At 74.9% G+C, this 16,084-nt stretch carries 14 protein-coding genes; 8 read left to right on the forward strand and 6 right to left on the reverse strand.

Going from position 1 to position 16,084, the window contains the following annotated elements; all coding sequences use genetic code 11:
* Positions 1-91: 91 nt before the first annotated feature.
* The 3 genes from OM98_RS04745 (at position 92) to OM98_RS04755 (ending at position 2,007) form a co-directional block, all read left to right on the forward strand.
* Positions 92-670, forward strand: a complete 579-nt coding sequence (locus OM98_RS04745) for a hypothetical protein (protein ID WP_139017571.1) — start codon at positions 92-94, stop codon at positions 668-670.
* A gap of 95 nt (positions 671-765) precedes the next feature.
* Positions 766-1,407, forward strand: coding sequence for a 2'-5' RNA ligase family protein (locus OM98_RS04750; RefSeq protein WP_010533440.1), 642 nt, complete (start codon positions 766-768; stop codon positions 1,405-1,407).
* A gap of 36 nt (positions 1,408-1,443) precedes the next feature.
* The gene (locus OM98_RS04755) at positions 1,444-2,007 is read left to right on the forward strand and encodes a YetF domain-containing protein (RefSeq protein WP_029362691.1); all 564 of its coding nucleotides are present in this window, start codon (positions 1,444-1,446) and stop codon (positions 2,005-2,007) included.
* Positions 2,008-2,029: 22 nt separating this feature from the next.
* Here OM98_RS04755 and OM98_RS04760 read toward each other — a convergent pair whose 3' ends face one another.
* Together OM98_RS04760 and OM98_RS04765 are read right to left on the reverse strand one after the other, a co-directional pair.
* A complete protein-coding gene (locus OM98_RS04760) occupies positions 2,030-2,947 on the reverse strand; it encodes a hypothetical protein (protein ID WP_010533442.1) in 918 nt (305 codons plus the stop codon).
* An 81-nt stretch (positions 2,948-3,028) separates the two neighbouring features.
* Positions 3,029-4,222, reverse strand: a complete 1,194-nt coding sequence (locus tag OM98_RS04765; RefSeq protein ID WP_010533443.1) for a glycosyltransferase — start codon at positions 4,220-4,222, stop codon at positions 3,029-3,031.
* A 223-nt stretch (positions 4,223-4,445) separates the two neighbouring features.
* On the opposite strand from OM98_RS04765, the gene OM98_RS15815 reads away from it, so the two are divergent.
* The 4 genes from OM98_RS15815 (at position 4,446) to OM98_RS04785 (ending at position 7,982) form a co-directional block, all read left to right on the forward strand.
* Complete coding sequence (locus OM98_RS15815) at positions 4,446-5,081, forward strand: TetR/AcrR family transcriptional regulator (protein ID WP_010533444.1); 636 nt, start codon at positions 4,446-4,448, stop codon at positions 5,079-5,081.
* 43 nt (positions 5,082-5,124) lie between these two features.
* Positions 5,125-6,381 carry an MFS transporter gene (locus OM98_RS04775; protein ID WP_010533445.1) on the forward strand — a complete coding sequence of 419 codons (1,257 nt, stop codon included), beginning with the start codon at positions 5,125-5,127 and terminating at the stop codon, positions 6,379-6,381.
* A gap of 59 nt (positions 6,382-6,440) precedes the next feature.
* Positions 6,441-7,271 carry an alpha/beta hydrolase fold domain-containing protein gene (locus OM98_RS04780; protein WP_010533446.1) on the forward strand — a complete coding sequence of 277 codons (831 nt, stop codon included), beginning with the start codon at positions 6,441-6,443 and terminating at the stop codon, positions 7,269-7,271.
* Between the two features lie 150 nt (positions 7,272-7,421).
* Positions 7,422-7,982: a hypothetical protein gene (locus OM98_RS04785; RefSeq protein WP_010533447.1), complete on the forward strand. Its 561-nt coding sequence runs from the start codon at positions 7,422-7,424 to the stop codon at positions 7,980-7,982.
* Between the two features lie 19 nt (positions 7,983-8,001).
* On the opposite strand, the gene OM98_RS04790 is transcribed toward OM98_RS04785, so the two are convergent.
* On the reverse strand, positions 8,002-9,261 hold the full coding sequence (locus OM98_RS04790) for an alkaline phosphatase family protein (RefSeq protein WP_010533448.1): 1,260 nt from the start codon (positions 9,259-9,261) through the stop codon (positions 8,002-8,004).
* Positions 9,262-9,477: 216 nt separating this feature from the next.
* Between OM98_RS04790 and OM98_RS04795 the strand changes: the two genes are divergently transcribed.
* Positions 9,478-10,710: a serine/threonine protein kinase gene (locus OM98_RS04795; protein ID WP_010533449.1), complete on the forward strand. Its 1,233-nt coding sequence runs from the start codon at positions 9,478-9,480 to the stop codon at positions 10,708-10,710.
* An 11-nt stretch (positions 10,711-10,721) separates the two neighbouring features.
* Here OM98_RS04795 and OM98_RS04800 read toward each other — a convergent pair whose 3' ends face one another.
* Genes OM98_RS04800 through OM98_RS04810 form a run of 3 tightly spaced genes read right to left on the reverse strand, consistent with a single transcriptional unit; the run spans position 10,722 to position 16,079 of the window.
* The gene (locus tag OM98_RS04800) at positions 10,722-12,266 is read right to left on the reverse strand and encodes a serine hydrolase domain-containing protein (RefSeq protein ID WP_010533450.1); all 1,545 of its coding nucleotides are present in this window, start codon (positions 12,264-12,266) and stop codon (positions 10,722-10,724) included.
* 4 nt (positions 12,267-12,270) lie between these two features.
* On the reverse strand, positions 12,271-13,008 hold the full coding sequence (locus OM98_RS04805) for an SWIM zinc finger family protein (RefSeq protein ID WP_010533451.1): 738 nt from the start codon (positions 13,006-13,008) through the stop codon (positions 12,271-12,273).
* Positions 13,005-16,079 carry a DEAD/DEAH box helicase gene (locus OM98_RS04810; protein WP_010533452.1) on the reverse strand — a complete coding sequence of 1,025 codons (3,075 nt, stop codon included), beginning with the start codon at positions 16,077-16,079 and terminating at the stop codon, positions 13,005-13,007. Before OM98_RS04810 ends, OM98_RS04805 begins: the two co-directional genes overlap by 4 nt.
* Positions 16,080-16,084: the final 5 nt, after the last annotated feature.

The following is a 16,084-nucleotide window of genomic DNA, read 5'->3' on the forward strand; positions in this document are numbered from 1 at the left end:
GGTCGGGACAGGGGTGGGGATGAATGCAGTGGCCTGGCGGGACGTGTGGGAGCGGGTCGCAGACGACCTGGACGGCTGGGGATCACGGGGAATGGGGCATCTCCTCACGGAGGACGTGCTCCGGTTCGCCACCATCCGGCACCTGATCGACCTCGGGGCTCCGGCGGATTCCCTGCAGATCGAGTGGCGGCGTCCCGATTCCCGTGATGCGGTGGACCTCGTCCTGGGTACCCCGGAGCGGAGCGCCGTCCTGGGTACCCCGGAGCGGAGCGCCATCGAGTTCAAGTTCCCTCGGGAGCCGCGGCCGGAGAACGCCGCCTGGACCACGCACCTCGGCGAGCTGCTCAAGGACTACTACCGACTCGCCACCATGCCCGAGGCATTCGAGGAGCGGTGGATCGTCCAGCTCCTGCCGGCCCCGTTCCGCGCCTACCTGCGCGGGGCCGAGACCCGCCACCCCCGCCTGCTCCTGCCGGAGACGGAAGGAGCGGAGACCGCGCTCGATCCTGACTTGCTGAGGGCGCTACCGCGATCGGTGTCCTCCCTGATGGACCGGTGGGCGCCGCGCGGTCTGACCGTGAGGGCCCGCTGCGTGGAGTCCCGGCCGATCGGGGACGGTCTCCTCCTGCTCGTGCATGCCGTGGACCCGGTTCCCGGGCCGGATGACTGAAAAGGGGACGTGGGTGCACCCTCGTGGCCGTATAACGGTTGAGGGTGCATGGGCGTCCCTTTTTCAGCGATGACCGACGGAGAGGCAGGGCGCGGATGAGGCTGGAGATCGAGGACGGCGTCACCGAGACGGCCGACCACTGGTGGTGGCGGCCGGGCTGGCGGCCCGGTCGCCGGATGGTGACGCTGCACGTCACGGTGCCGTTCGAGGCGGAGCTGCACGACCTCGCCCGGCGGTCCGCGCCGGTGCTGGAGGGCCTGGGCGCCTTCGACCCGGTGCCCGTGCACGGCTTGCACCTGACCATGACCGGGGTGGGTTTCACCGATGAGCTGACCGCGGGCCAGGCCGAGAAGGTGTGGGAGGAGGTGCTGGGGTCCCTGGCGGACCTGGAGCCGGCCCCGATCGTGCTGGACCGGTTCTTCCTCGGATCGGGCGGGGTGATGCTGTCCGGCCCGCCCATGCCGTGGTTGCAGGAGTTCTGCCAAGCACAGCGCGCAGCCGTGGACCGTATGCGGGGCAGCAGCGAGGACCGTGGCCCCTTCCACCCCCACATCTCCCTCGCCTACGCCAACGCCCCGATGCCCATGGGACAGGTCGCCGCGGCCCTCGCCCCGATCGCCGAGCAGACCCCACCGATTATCCTCCACCGTCCGGTGCTGACCATGATGCGGCTGGGCCGCGACACCCACGAGTACGCCTGGGACGTCCTCGCCGAACAGGAGCTGCTGCCCACCTGAGCCGCCCCGCCGCCGCCCGGGCGGGACAATGGGTCCATGGATCCTGTGCGCGAGGTCTGGGCCCACGGCGGCATCGACGGCTGGGGGGTGCTGTCGGTCGTCGTCGCGACCTCGGTGCTCTACCTGGTCTACACCCTGATCCTGCAGGTCGCGGGGCAGCGACTGAGCGCGAACCCCTCGGTGCTGAGCTTCTCGCTGCTGGCCCTGCTGGGCGCGCTGGTGGCCCGCGCGATGCTGGGGGAGACCCCGACCATGCTCGGCGGCCTGGTCGCGATCGGCACCCTGATGGTGCTGGAGTTCGTGCTGGGGCGGATGCGGGGCGCCCTGGCCCGGGTGCTGGTCCCGCACGGTCCGCGGCCGACGGTGGTGATGGTGCACGGGCACGTGCTGCGCTGGCAGCTGCGGCATGTCGGCATGGACCTCGACCACCTCTACACAGTGCTGCGCCGCGCCGGGCTGCTGCACCTGCACGAGGCGGACCTGGTGATCATGGAGTCGCGCGGCACCCTCACCGTGGTGCGCCGCGGGGAACGCATCGACCGGGCGCTGCTGGCCGACGTGCGCGGCGCCGAGATCGTGCCGCGCTCCCTGATCTCCTGAGTCGCCCCGCCCGCGGGACGGCTCAGGCCAGACGGAGGCCCGACTCCGCCCGCACCGCGGCATCGTGGCGCCGCACCAGCTCCGCCTCGATGCCCCGCGCCTCGGGGCCGTGGGTGCCGATCAGACGGCAGACGGCCACCTCCGCAGAGGCCCGCCCGTAGGCGTCCAACCAGCCCGCGAACCAGCGCTCCCGCGCCGACCACGGCCGGACCGGGGCGGGTGCCCGCGAGTCCACCCGCCAGGGCTTCGGCGTCAGCCGCGCCCGGTAGCTCTCGTGCACCCGGCACAGCGTCGTGTACAGCGGGTCGGTGCCCAGCTCCCGCATCAGCTCCTCGGCCCCCGCCGAGCCGGGGAGCAGACCGCTGCCGGTGATCAGCAGGCGGAAGCCGTTCCGGGTGCGGTAGACCCGCACGCCGAGCTCCGGACGGGCGACGCAGAACGCCCCGACCTGCTGCAACGTCAGATCGTGCGCCTCCCGGGCGGCACCCTCCCCGGGAAGGCCCAGCGCGTGCTCGTCGGGCTCGGCGCCTCCGCGTCCGAGCAGCCGGCCCAGCAGGCCCGGACGCCGCTCGGCCCGTTCCGCTTCCCGCGCCACTTCGGTTGGGAAGTCGACGTCGCAGATCAGCAGCAGATCGGTGTTCAGCACCTCCGCGCCGTAGCGGTTGCGGGTGACGGCGGCGACCAGCACGCCGTGCTCGTCGTGGATCTCCTCGAGGATCTCCTCGGGCAGGTGCCGCCGCGGGTAGTACTCCTCCGTCGCCTCGCCACCTCGGACCGGGCCGCCGCGGTCGACCACCTCCTGCCAGCGCTGCCGCGCATGGCGCTCCGCCTCGGCCGGGGAGTCGGCCGACCAGCCCCACAGGGCCAGGTCCAGCTCACCCCGCCCGGGCAGGTCGACGGTATCCCGGTGGACGGCCCAGTGGCGTGGCAGCGCGCGCATGGCTCGACGGTACGGGACCGTGCAACGGAGACTCGGGCCGTCTCCTGGATCGGGAACCGGTGAGCGGATCGACCGCCGTGCTCAGGATCGAGGCTGCCTCGCCAGCAGTTCGGTGATGATCCGTGCGCTCCCTGCCGCGCCGTCGACGGCTCGATACCGGACGGAGGCCTCGCGCGCCCGTTCCCGATAGGCCGGGTCGTCCAGGACGGAGCGCAGAGCGCGGCGGAGCCGCCGACCGCCGGGCTTGAGGTCGCCGGACGCCAGCGCGACGGCGTGCCCGTCTCGGGCGCAGACGTCGACGTTCCAGCGCTGCTCCGCGCTCTGCCCGATACCGATGAAGGGGACCCCGGTCGCGGTTGCCGTCTGCACGGTGCCCTGCCCTCCGTGCAGGATGGCGGCATCGACCACCCCGCCGAGCGAATGGGCTGGGAGGAGATCGGTCAGGTGCACGTTCGGTGGCACCCTGCTGTGGTCTTCGGGTCGGAGGTATTGGCGCAGCGGCGCGATCACCTCGATCTCCTCCCCGGCGACGGCGGCCAGCGCGCGCAGAGCCAGGCGACGGCTCCCCGAGGACCCGAAAGCCATGTACACCAGCGGTCGTGGTCCGGCAGCAAGTTCCTCCACCGAGGCAGGAACCGGCGCGTCGAGATGCGCGAAGATCGGCCCGACCGCATGGTGTCCGGCGGGCAGCTCCGCCCCGTCGAGCTCTTCCTCCAAGCAGGTCAGCAGGGTGATGTCGGCCCCGAGGAGGTCGAACAGCCCGCGGAGGCGTACGCCGTGCTCGGCCGCGACCTCGCGGAAGGAACGAGGGAGCAGCCCTGGGACGCGTGTTGCCAGGCGCCCGGCCAACGGAGAGAGCAGCCGGTTCACGACGCGGCCCGCTCCACGCTCCATCGCCAGTGGGAGCGGGCGCTGCCCCGCGAGCATCGGAGCGCTCCAGGCGTAGGGGACCGGGTACACCAGAGGTACCCTCTCCGCGCGTGCCGAGATCGGTGAGGTGGGGTTGGTGCCGTGCAGCACCGCCCCGGCGCCCAGGCGGCGGATCGCCCGCCGCTCGGTCACCACGCGATGGGCCACCCGTTCCCGGGTGAAGGGGTGGCGCCAGGTGTGCCCCTGATCCGCCGCGATGGCCTGGGCCTGCTGTGCGGGGGACAGGGAGGGGGATCCGGGGACGCGACGGAAGCCCGCCGCATCCACCAGGTGGTCGAAGCCCGTGTCATGCACCAGGAAGATCGGCTCGACGTGCGAGGGAAGTGCACGAGCGACCTCGATCATACGCGTCACCTCGGCGAGGTTGAAACCCAAGGGAGTCACCAGGACCCGCTCACGCCGTGCGGGAGGAGGTGGAGGACTGGACGAAACGACATCGAATTCATTCATGGACCAAACGGTACAAGAATTCCACTGGAACCGACAGACCCTCGGCTACTCTCGACCACGGCCCCGCGCAGCCGTCTTGCGGAACCCGCGTGGTGACCGACGAGTGAAAGGAGGAGGCATGGCCAGGCCGGCACGCCCCTTGGCGGAAGACACCCGTCAGCGCCTCTTCCGTGAGACCAGCTCCGCCCTGCTCGCCCACGGCTACCGCGGCGCCTCCCTCAACGCGGTCCTGCACGCCGCAGGGGTGTCCAAGAGCAGCTTCTACCACCGCTTCGCCGACAAACAGGCCCTGGTCAGCGCACTCGTGGAGGACCGGATCGCGGCGCTCGCCGCCCATGTCGAACTTCCCGATCCCACCCCTCTCGACCGGGCGACCTACTGGCCCGCGGTGGATACCCTGCTCGCTGACCTCGGTGCCGCAGCCGCCGCGGACCCGCGTACTCTCGAAGCTGGACGACTCCTGCATCTCGAGGACCTCCCGGCGATCCCCGCCGTCGACCGCATGACGGTGCAGCTGGGGGAGTGGGCCGACGGCATGCTCGCGCGGGGCCGGACCATCGGATGCGTGGACTCCTCGACTCCCCCCGACCTGCAGCGCTCCCTGGTCGTGTCGGTCGCCACGGAGCTGGACCGCTGGGCACTGGAGCACGCCGGTCGGCGACCCCTATCTGCCGGGGGCGACGACGCCGCGAAGGCCGTCGAGGACGCCCACGCCCTCGCCGCACAGCTGCTGCGCCGCCTGCTGGCCGCCTGACACCCGCTGGCCCCCGCGCCCCGCCCGGGTGTAGAAGGAGGCGGTGACCTCCTCCACCTCCCGCCCCGACCCCACCCTGCCCGCGGAACCCCGGCCCGGCCGTGCCCGCCGCGGGGTCGGCGTCGGCGGGGTGCTCGCGGTCATCGCCGTCGGCACCATCGCCCTGAACCTGCGTCCGGGCGCGACCGGTGTCGGCCCGCTGATGGAGCCCATCGTCGCGAGCTTCGGGCAGGGCGCGACCGCCTCGGGGATCCTCACGGCGCTGCCCTGCCTCGCCTTCGGCGTGCTCGGCGCGGTGGCGGTGCCGGTGGGGCGGCGCCTGGGCCTGACCGGCACCGTCGTCGCCTCCTTCGTGCTGGTCGCGATCGGCCTGCTGCTGCGCCCGAGCGCCGACACCTTCGGCATGTTCCTGGCCCTCTCGGTGCTGTCGCTGGTGGGGCCCGCGCTGGGCAACGTGCTGATCCCCGCCTGGATCAAGCAGCACGGCGGCGCCCGCGTGGTCGGGCTGATGTCGCTGTACAGCGTGGCCCTCGCGATCGGCGGCAGCCTCGGCCCGATCCTGGCGGTGCCGCTGGCCGGTCCCGGCCCCGAGGGCTGGCGGGAATCCCTGCCGATCTGGGGCCTCGCTGCCGTGGTGCCCGTGATCGTGTGGGCGGTGGTGCTGACCCGCACCGGCCACGACTTCCCACCCGCCCCGCCGGAGGGGGAGCTGCGCGGCTCCCTGCTGCGCTCGCCGACCGCGATCGCCCTGACCATCATGTTCGCGATGCAGTCGATGAACGCCTACACCCAGTTCGGGATGCTCCCGCAGGTGCTCACCCACGCCGGCACCGACCCCGCCCGGGCGGGCCTGATCGTCGGCTCGATCGGCGCCTGGGGCATCGTCGGCGGCCTGGTGATGCCGAGCGTCATCGCCCGTTCCCGCCACGTCCCGTGGATCTGCGCCGGCTTCGGCGTGCTCACCGTCGCCGGCTACCTGGGCCTGCTGCTGCTCCCCGGCGTCGACCCCTTCGTGTGGGCGACCGTGCTGGGCATCGGTGGCCTCGCCTTCCCCACCGCCATCGCCCTGATCCCCGCCCGCAGCCGCTCCGTGGTGGTCACCGCCCGGCTCTCGGGAATGACGCAGCCGCTCGGCTACGTGCTCGCCGCCACCGGGCCGCTGGCCGCCGGGGCCCTGCTCGACGCCACCGGCTCCGTGGCCGCGCTGCTGCTGCTCATGGCCGCCAGCGGCGTCGTGCTCACCGTCGCCGGATACCTCGCCGGGCGCAACCGTATCGTCGACGACGAACTCGCCCGCTGAGGCCCACCGGGAGCCGCGGACCCCGGGCGTCGCCGCGCCCGACATGGCAGGATTCCCCCATGAGCATCGGCATCCTGGGGGCGCTGGGGGTCCTGGCGTCCCAGACCCCCACCCGGCCCTCCCGCGCCGTCGCCCGGCCCTCCCGGGTGCGGCGCGTCCGCCACGCCCACATCCCCGTCACCTGGATCGACCAGGACAAGGCCCGCACCGCCACCGTGGTGCACCTGCACGGGGGCTCCTACCTGCGCGGGGAGCAGCCCCGGCACTGGACCTGGCTGGAGGAGCTGGGGCGCCGCGCCGACGTGGCCACCGCGATGGTCCACTACCGGATGCCACCCCGCCATCCCTTCCCGCAGGGTCTGGACGACGTGCTCGCCGTGCTCGACGCGATGGAGCGGGAGAACCTGCTGCCGCCCGGACGCTGGGTGCTCTCCGGCGACGAGGCGGGAGCGGCCCTCGCCCTCGGTGCCGCCCAGACCCTCGCGGACCGCGGCGACCTGCCGCCCGCCCTGCTGCTGCTCGCCGAGCCCTGGGGCGACCTGCGCCGCGCCGACTCCCTGGACTCCGAGCGCCGCCAGGCCGCCCGCATGTACGTCGACGGGCTGCCGCAGGAGGACCCGCGCCTCAGCCCCGCCCTGGCCCCGCCGACCGCTCTGCCCCCGGTGCACCTCAGCGTCGGCGGCCGCTCCCCGCTGCTGCCCGAGGCCCGGGCCGTCGCCTCCCGGATCGAGGAGGGCGGCGGCGAGGTCACCCTGCACGAGGAGGCCGCCGGCGGCGAGGACTTCCCCGTGGTCGCGCCCGACGCCACCGCGCAGCGCGTCTGGCGCTCCCAGATCGCGGCCGTCCGCGCCGCCGTCGGCCAGGACCGGGAGACCTCGGTCGGCGCCTGAGGGCTCGTGAGCGCCTCCCCGGCGCTCTCCAGGCTCGGCGCGCGCTCGCCCGCGGGGGCCTGCGATGATCCACCCGGGCTGCACGGATTCGCCCGTGCGCAGGGATGATCGGCGACACGGCGGTCCCGGTCGTGCCGCTAGCATGTGCCCATGACCGGTGCCGAGCACGCACAGGAGGAGAGCCTCCCCGTGGAGGCGAACTCCGCCGCCCTCAACCAGCTGGCCCGCCTGTTCGAGGACCTCACCCCCGCCGGCACGCTGCGCGTGATCCTGCAGCAGATCCCCCTGCGCGAGGATGACCGCGAGGCCGGCGTGCACGAGGTGCTCGAAGCCGTCGCCGACGTCGGCGGGAACCTGGTGGTGATCCCGCTGCGGGAGCAGGTGCGCGGCCACGCCGAGCACTCCCGCACGCTCGACCTGGCTCTCTCCCGGCTGCGGGCGGACCTCGTGACCGTCGGTGCGCCGACCGCCGAGACCCTCGAGCTCTGGATCGACGCCGACGGGGAGCGGCGTGTGCTCGTCACCCGCGGCCTCGCCCTGACTCCGCAGCAGCTGTGCGAGCTGCCGTCCCCCGAAGCCCTGCACGACGGGGCACACCACGTCACCTACGACGCCCCGGCGCTCGACGAGCTGCGCGACCGGATGCGGCCTCCCGGCCCCGGGCCGATGGGCCGCGCCGTCGACTGGTTCCGCGGCCTCTGGAACAGCTGAGCTCGCGACCGTCTGCGGCTCAGCCCGCGCGCGCGGCCGCCTGGCGCATCCCGGCGGCGCACGCCCCGGGCAGGCGCAGGCCCATCGCCGCCGCGAGGCTCACCCCGAGGTCTGCCCAGCTCCCCTCGGCGCCGTCCGGGAGGCCGGCCCCGAGGGCGCGGACCAGGGTCGTCGCCTGCGGGTCGGCCACGGCGAGCGGCCCCGCCGAGTAGGGGTCGTCGCCCTCCACCAGCGGGCGGTGTGCGACGGGCAGGTCGAAGCGGGTGCCCGGGGCCCCGTCGAGCACCGCGATCACGTCGGTGCCGGCCGTGGCTCCGGCACCGTCCTCGACCGGGCGGAGGGTGATCTCTCGTCGCTCGGTGAGGGGCCGCAGCGCATCCACGGCGAGCCGCCGCACGGCCTCTCCCTCGCCGCGGCGCACGTGGAGGGCACCGTGCGGTCCGTCGGGCCAGACCACCGCGCGGTAGTCGGCCAGGCGCGGCCCGTCGGTGCGGATCAGGGAGCGGGCGGCGAGCAGGGCGTTGGGGTGGGCCAGCAGCGTGGTGGGGACCAGGGGCCTCCCGGGCACCAGCAGCAGGCGGTCCTGCGGTCCCGGATCCAGCGCCGCCAGGATCCGCTCCAGCGCGCCGGCGAGGTCCTCCCGGGCACGCCGCACCGCGGTCGAACCGGCGGGCGCCTCCCGGCGGGCACGGCCCAGCCCGGTCAGGTGCACGGCCGTCAGCGCCGGCGGCTCCGGGCCGGTCAGCAGGGCGGCGGCGATCTCGGCGACCAGGTCGTCGGGGGCGATCCGGGAGAGCTGCACCCCGGCCTGCCGGCGCGGGGCGAGGTGCTCGCGCATCATCCGCGGCGAGGAGGTGGCCTCGGCCATGGCCCAGCGGGTGCCGTAGCGGCGCAGATCCTCCACCAGCGGCAGGTTCCAGCTCAGCGCGCTGCCGGCGGTGGCGGGCCACTGCAGGGCGGCGACGGGCAGGCCCGCGGCCTCGGCGGCCTCGAACAGGGTGGGCACCCGCAGCGCGGTCGCGTCCCAGGCGGCCGGGCCGTCCTGCTCACGGGGGCGGAAGGGGAGCTGCGTGGGCACCCCGGTGTGGGCGACGGTGGTGCCGGTGACCAGGCCGGTGAGGCTCGGCGCGGGCTCGGAAGGACCGCCGGGCAGGATCCGCAGGGTGGCCGGCAAGCTCCCGAGCGTCGCGCGTAGCGCCGGGTGGAGGCCCGTGACCAGGGCGCGGTGCTCGGCCTCGTCCAGGCCGTCGACGGCCAGCAGCAGGGTGCGTGGGGGCATCCCGGCCTCCTTCCCTCCGGCTCCGGGACGACCGTCACGCTAGGGGCGGGCGGTGGCCGCGGCGGGGTGGGGCGGTGAGCATCCGGACACCGCCCGGTGAACACGCGATGGCCGCGCCCGGCGGCCGGACGCCGTCCGGGGGACCCCAGGGGACGGTCCCCGCCCCTGTGACCGGGGCGACACCCCGCGCTGATCGGCGGATATGCTGGCCCGGCTATGGCAGACGTGATCGTGGGACGCTTCGCTCTGATCGACCTCATCGCCAAGGGGGGATCCGGGTCGGTCTGGCGCGCCTGGGACGCGAAGGCGCAGCAGGTGTGCGCGGCGAAGGTGCTGCGTCAGCGCGATTCCGCGGACCTGATGCGCTTCGTGCGGGAGAAAGGCGTGAGCTTCGATCACCCGCACCTGCTGACGCCCTACGGCTGGGGCGCCGAGGACGAGCACGTGGTGATCGCGATGCCCCTGGTCAGCGGCGGCACCGTGGAGTCGGTGGTCAAGCGCCACGGCAAGCTCGCCGAACCGGCCGTGGTGGTGATCCTGGACCAGCTGCTCAGCGGGCTCGCCCACGTCCACGCCGAGGGCTGGATCCACCGCGACGTGAAGCCCGCCAACATCATGTTCGAGCCGCGGGGCGCGGCCCGGCCCCACACCCGCCTGGCCGACTTCGGCATCGCCGTGCACGAGACCGACGTGCGCTTCACCCACGTCGGCATGGTCAACGGCACCCCCGGCTACATGGCGCCGGAGCTGTTCTCGATGGCCGAGCCGGTGCCCTCCCACGACCTCTACGCCGCCGGGGTGGTGGCGATGGTGGCGCTGAACGGCCCGCTGAAGCTGCACGACGGCGCCTTCCGCCCCGACGAGCTGGCCCACCACCTGCGCGGGGTCACCCCGAAGTTCTCGGCGGTGATCCGGAAGCTGGTGGCCGCCCAGCCGGAGGAGCGCTACCAGGACGCCGAGAGCGTGCGCCGCGACCTGCCGCGCGTGCCGGAGGGCTACCCCCTCACCCATGCCGATGGCGCCTTGCTGACCCTGTCGGACACCCTGCCCCCGCTGCCCGAGAACGCCCCTGGTGCCAAGCGGCCGGAGCGCCCCGCCGGGGAGCAGGCCGGCGCGATGGAGGCGATCCGCGCTGGTGAGGTGCAGCGCGGCTACGCCCCCACCTCCGCGATCCCGCAGGTCCCGAACGCTCCCGGACCGGGCACCGCCGGGTCCCCGGCGGTCACCTCGGCCACCTCCTCGGGCAGTCCCGGCACGGGTCCCCGTGCCGCGGGCGCCCCGCAGCCCTCCTGGGGCGGCGCGCCTTCCCCGACGACGAGCACCGGCTCGCCCGGCGCCCGCCCCGCGGCCCGCGGCGGCTTCCCCTGGGCGGCGGCGGGCATCGGCGGCGGCGCGGCGGTGGTGCTGGGCTCCGCGGTGGCCGTGGCCGTGGTGATGCTGATGGGCTGAGCCGCCCGTGCTCAGCGGGCGCGGGGCGTCACGTCCAGGCCCTGGATGCGGGCCTCGCGGCGCGGGTCCATCAGCAGGTCGATCTGCACGCCGGCCTCGAGGCCGGCGGCCGGCGCCAGGTGCCAGCGCAGCTGGGCGGGGCTGAGCACCTGCGCCTGCTCCGGGGCGACCCTGGTCAGGTTCTCCCGGGTGAGGCCCGCCCCGGCCAGGGCGGTGTCGAGGCGGCGCAGCCGCTCCTCGCGGGAGGTGTCCAGGTCCATGTTGTCGGCGAACCAGGCCCCGGGGACCTCCGCGGCGGCCGGGTCGCCGCGCAGCCAGGCCAGGGCCGCCTCCGCCGCCTGCAGGGTGCGGGGATCGGCCACCTCGGCGCGGGGTGCCAGCAGCCCGGGGACCTGTTCGCGCAGCAGGCGCAGGGCCTGCATGGACAGCGCCGTGGCGGGGGCGTACTTGGAGTTGGCGAGCGCCACGACGCCCACGCCGCTGTCGCGGTGCCACACCATGTAGGAGCCGTAGCCGGGGTAGCCGCCCGAGTGGGAGACGACGTCGCCGAGGTCGGGGAAGCGCTCGACGACCAGGCCGAAGCCGTAGCCCCGCACCCGGTCGAAGCCGGGGGAGCGGCCCCCGGCGTCCGGAGGCAGCGGCGGGGTGCGCTGGATGCGGTGGATCTGCTGCATCTCGCGCCGCGCGGCCGCCGGCAGCAGCGCCCCGTGCGGGTCCTGGGCGGGCGTCTCGGCGGCGGCGAGGAAGCGCACCCAGCGGGCCACGTCGGCGGTGGTGGAGAACAGACCGGCCATCGCTCCGTACACGCCGGGGGAGTCCAGCGGGACTGTCTCGAAGCGGGTGGCGTCCTCCCGGTCGGCGAGGCGGTGCCCGGTGGCCAGGCGCTGCCGGTCGATATCCTCGGCGGCGAAGCCGGTGTCCGTCATGCCGAGTGGCTCCAGGAAGCGGCGGCGGATCTCCTCGCGGTAGTCCGAGCCGGTGACCTCGTCGATCACCCGTCCCAGCAGGGCGTAGCCGGTGTTGGAGTACTCGAATCCGCTGTCCACGGGGTGCACCCGGCCGAGGCCCTGCCGCAGCAGCTCCGCGAAGGCCTCCCGGGTCATGGCCTCCTGCCGGTCGCCCCAGGGGTTGTCGGTGACCAGGCCGCTGCTCATCGTCAGCAGGTGGCGCAGGGTCACCTCCGCCTCCCCGGCCTCGCGGGCGAAGGCACCGGCGGCCTCGGGCAGCTGCGCGGCGACGGGATCGTCCAGCCGCAGGGCGCCCTCCTCGCGCAGCGCCAGCACGGTGGCGGCGGTGAAGGACTTGGTCATCGAGGCGATGCGGGAGACGGTGCCGGGGTCCATCGGGGCGGAGCCGGGGGCCGGGGCGCCGTCCACGAGGTGCCGGTGCCCGGCCGCGCCGGCGGCCAGCAGGGTCTCGCCGTGGGCGTGACCGCCGACGACGGCCCAGGTGATCCCGGCCGTGCGGTGCTCGGCCACGGCGGCGGCGAAGAGCTCGGTGAGGGCGGCGAAGGTCTCCGCGGGCAGCGGGGAGGTCGCGGGGGCAGGATCGGTCACGGGGTCACTCTCGCTCGGGGGTGGGGGAGGAAGGATCCGCGGCGGCGAAGAAGGCGGCGAGCAGAGCGGCGGCCTCCTCGCCGACGACGGCGGCCAGCGGCGCCGGGTCCAGCTTGGTGGGGTCCACCTCGCCGCTCTCGGGGCGCCGCGGAGTCTCGTCCGGCGTCACCGTCCCGGCCGCGGCATCCTCGGCCTCGGCCTCGGGGGGCGGCGCGGCGGCGGGGACCAGCTCGGCCAGGTCCACCCCGCGCAGGCTCAGCAGCTGCAGGGGCTGCTCGTCGACGGCCTCGACCAGCACGTAGGCCAGCGCCGCGACGTGGCGGCAGGGGCCCGGCCAGTCCAGGCAGGTGCAGTCGTGGGAGAGCTCGGCGGCGCCGCGGGGCAGGAGGGACAGCTCGGCGCGGGCCAGCTCCCGCTCGAACTCCTCGGGGTACTCCCCGGCGCTGAAGCGGGCAGGAAGCTCCGGGCGGGCGCGGGCGATCCGCAGGAAGGCCTCGTGGTCCGCGGCGGCGAAGGCGGGCAGGTCCAGACGCGCCTCGTGCACGTCGCCGCGGGCGTCCAGCACGGCTCCGCGCACCACGCCGGTGTCCAGGTCGATCCACTGCACCTTCCCCGAGCGGGCATCGGCCTTGCCGCCGCTCGCGCGGCCGACGCCCAGGATCGCCTCCAGGGCGCCGCGCAGGGCGACCGCCCACCAGGAGGACCCGATCGCGCCGCGGCGGGAGCGCAGGGTGATGCTCATGCCTGGTCCCCGATCGCCGTGGGGTCCAGGGCCAGCAGGGAGCGCAGCGAGGAGTCGTCGAGGTCCGCCAGCCAGTCCTCCCCGGGGGCGATGGTGAGGTCGGCGAGCTCCTGCTTCTCCTGCAGCACGGTGTCGATGCGCTCCTCCACGGTGCCGGCGCTGACCAGCTTGTGCACCATCACGTCGCGGCGCTGGCCGATGCGGAAGGCGCGGTCGGTGGCCTGGTTCTCCACCGCCGGGTTCCACCAGCGGTCCAGGTGGACGACGTGGTTGGCGGCGGTGAGGGTGAGTCCGGTGCCGCCCGCGCGCAGGCTCAGCAGCATCAGCCCGGGCTCCTCGGGGCGGGCCTGGAAGTCGGCCACCATCGCGTCCCGCTCGGGCTTGGCGACGCCGCCGTGCAGGAAGGGCACGGGCAGGCCGAAGCGCTCGGCCCAGTGCGGCACCAGCAGGTGCCCGAAGGTCGTGAACTGGGTGAACAGCAGCACCTTGCCGCCCTCGGCGAAGGCCGTCTCCAGCAGGTCGTCCACCAGCTCCAGCTTCCCGGAGCGGTGGGCGCCGTCCCGCAGCAGCGCGGAGCCGTCGCCGAGGTAATGGGCGGGATGGTTGCAGACCTGCTTGAGGCGGGTGATCGTCGAGACCACCATGCTGCGGCGCTGGTTCTCCTCGGCGCCGTCGACGGAGGCCATCAGCTCGTCGACCAGGGCCTCGTACAGCCCGGCCTGCTCGGGGGTCAGGTTCACCACCCGCGTCAGCTCGGTCTTCTCCGGCAGGTCCGCGACGATGGAGCGGTCCGTCTTCACCCGGCGCAGCACGAAGAAGCTGGTCACGTACTTCAGGCGGGACAGGGCGCCGGTGTCGCCCTCCTGCTCGACGGGCTCGGCGATGCGGCTGCGGAACTCCGCGGCGGTGCCCAGCAGGCCCGGGTTGGCGATCTCCATCAGGGAGTGCAGGTCCCCGAGCCGGTTCTCGACGGGGGTGCCGGTCAGGGCCAGCCGGTGCGTGGCCCGCAGGGATCGCGCGGCCTTCGCGACCTGCGTGTCCGGGGTCTTGAGGTACTGGGCCTCGTCGGCCACCAGACGATGCCAGGGCACGCGGGTCAGCAGCGGCAGGTCCCGGGCGAGTAGGGCGTAGGTCGTGATCACGAGGTCGTGCCCGGCGGCGAGGTCCGCGAAACCCGCGTCCCGGCGGCGGCCCGCCCCGTGGTGGACGTGCACCCGCAGGTGGGGGGCGAAGCGGGCGGCCTCCCGCTGCCAGGCCCCGACCACGGACATCGGGCAGACCAGCAGGGTGGGCCCGACCCCCGTGTTCGCGGTCGTCTCGGGCCGCTCCCGTTCCCGGCACAGCAGCGCCAGCACCTGCATGGTCTTTCCCAGCCCCATGTCGTCGGCGAGGATCCCGCCGAGGCCCAGCTCGGCGAGCGCCCACATCCAGTCCAGGCCCTGCTGCTGGTAGGGGCGCAGGGTGGCCCGCAGACCGGCGGGGCTGCTGCCGGGGGCGGCGCCCGGGCCGCCGGGCAGCAGCCGGGCCAGGCCCTCGCCGCCGCCCATCCGGGAGACGGTCTCGGTGGCCAGCGCCAGGTCCGCGGCCTCGGGGGAGAGCAGCAGGGCGAACACCTCGGCCCAGCTCGCCCGGCCGCTGATCTCCGCCGGTATGGCGCTGTCCTCGCTGCCGCTTTCGCCGGCCCCGGAGTCCGTGTCCGGGGTTTCGGCCTGCGGCGTGTCGGTCCCGGCCGTCCCGACCGCGGTCGCCCCCTGCGCGGGCGGTGCCGGACGTCGCACCCCGGTGAAGCGGTCCAGGAAGCGTTCGGCGGCGCGCAGGGTCTGCGGGTCCAGTCGCACCCACTGCCCGCGCAGCCGCACGATCTCCGACTGGGTCTCGCGGATCTGGGCGATCTCGTCCTCGGTGAGCTCCACGTCGCCGACGGCCACCCGCCAGCGGAAGCTCGCCATCGCCGCGAGGCCCACCCCGCCGCCGGTCTTCTGCTGCTCGCCCTCACCCTCGGCGGCCTGGGGGCGGACGGTGGTGCGCTGGGTGGTCCACTCGCGCGGCAGCATCACGGTCACCCCGGCCCGCTCCAGCGCTCCCGCATCCTCCGCGAGCAGGCGGCTGACCTGCAGCGTCGTCAGCATCCAGTCGACGCCGGTGGCCTCCACGGCGGCCTCGCGTACCACGGGGGCCAGGCGCAGCACGGCCCCGGCGGCCTCGGCGGCACCGGCCGGGGTGAGGTCGCCGACGGCGCGCAACGCGTCGACGGGATGGACGGTGCCGTCCTCCTCGCGCAGGCAGGACTGCAGCAGCCAGCCGGTGGTGCCGGGCTCGGGCTGGTGCAGCCGCAGCAGCAGTTCGTCGTCGGTGGCGGCCAGGGCCACCGCGCGGCCGGAGTCGCGGAAGGCGTCCAGGGCTTCCTCGAGGCGACGCCGGCCGGGCAGGTCCAGCTCCAGCTCGCCGTCCCCCGCCAGGGCTTCGAGCACCCCGTGCGGGTCCTCGGCCGGCCGGCCGGAGCGGAAGTCGGTCAGCGCGGCGCGGGAGCGGGCGTCGACCAGGGCGTGCAGGATCGCGGGCCGATCGGGGTCGGGTCCGGACCAGGTCAGGGTGGTGCGCTCGAAGCGCTCGGCCACCCCGATACGCAGCCGCCTCCGGGCCACCAGCTCCCGTGCCTGCTCGTCGAGCACCACGGCGGCCAGCAGGTCCGGCATCGCCACCAGTCCCGGGTCGAGCCGCACCGGGGTGCCGGCGGCGGCGAGCTCCGCCAGCCGCGCGGCGGTCTCCTCCCCGAAGCGGGCGGCGAGCAGCCCCGCGCAGGCCTCGACCAGGTCGGTCAGCGCCTCGGGGGCCAGCGGTGCGGCGGGCACCCGCCGGTCGGCGGCGCCGGCGCGGCCGGGCAGGCGGATGCGGTGGCGCAGCTGGGACGGCAGCTCGCCCAGCACGGCGGCGAGCGCCGGCGGCGCGTCCTGCCGCAGGCCCGTCAGCTCGGCGGCCGCCCGGGAGCGGCCCTCGGCCACCTGCTCCCGCACCCACAGGGCGGGGCCGAGGTCGTCGTCGACGACCAGGTGCAGGGAGCGGGCGGGCATGGTCT

This window comes from Brachybacterium squillarum M-6-3 (assembly GCF_000225825.1).
Lineage (GTDB): Bacteria > Actinomycetota > Actinomycetes > Actinomycetales > Dermabacteraceae > Brachybacterium > Brachybacterium squillarum.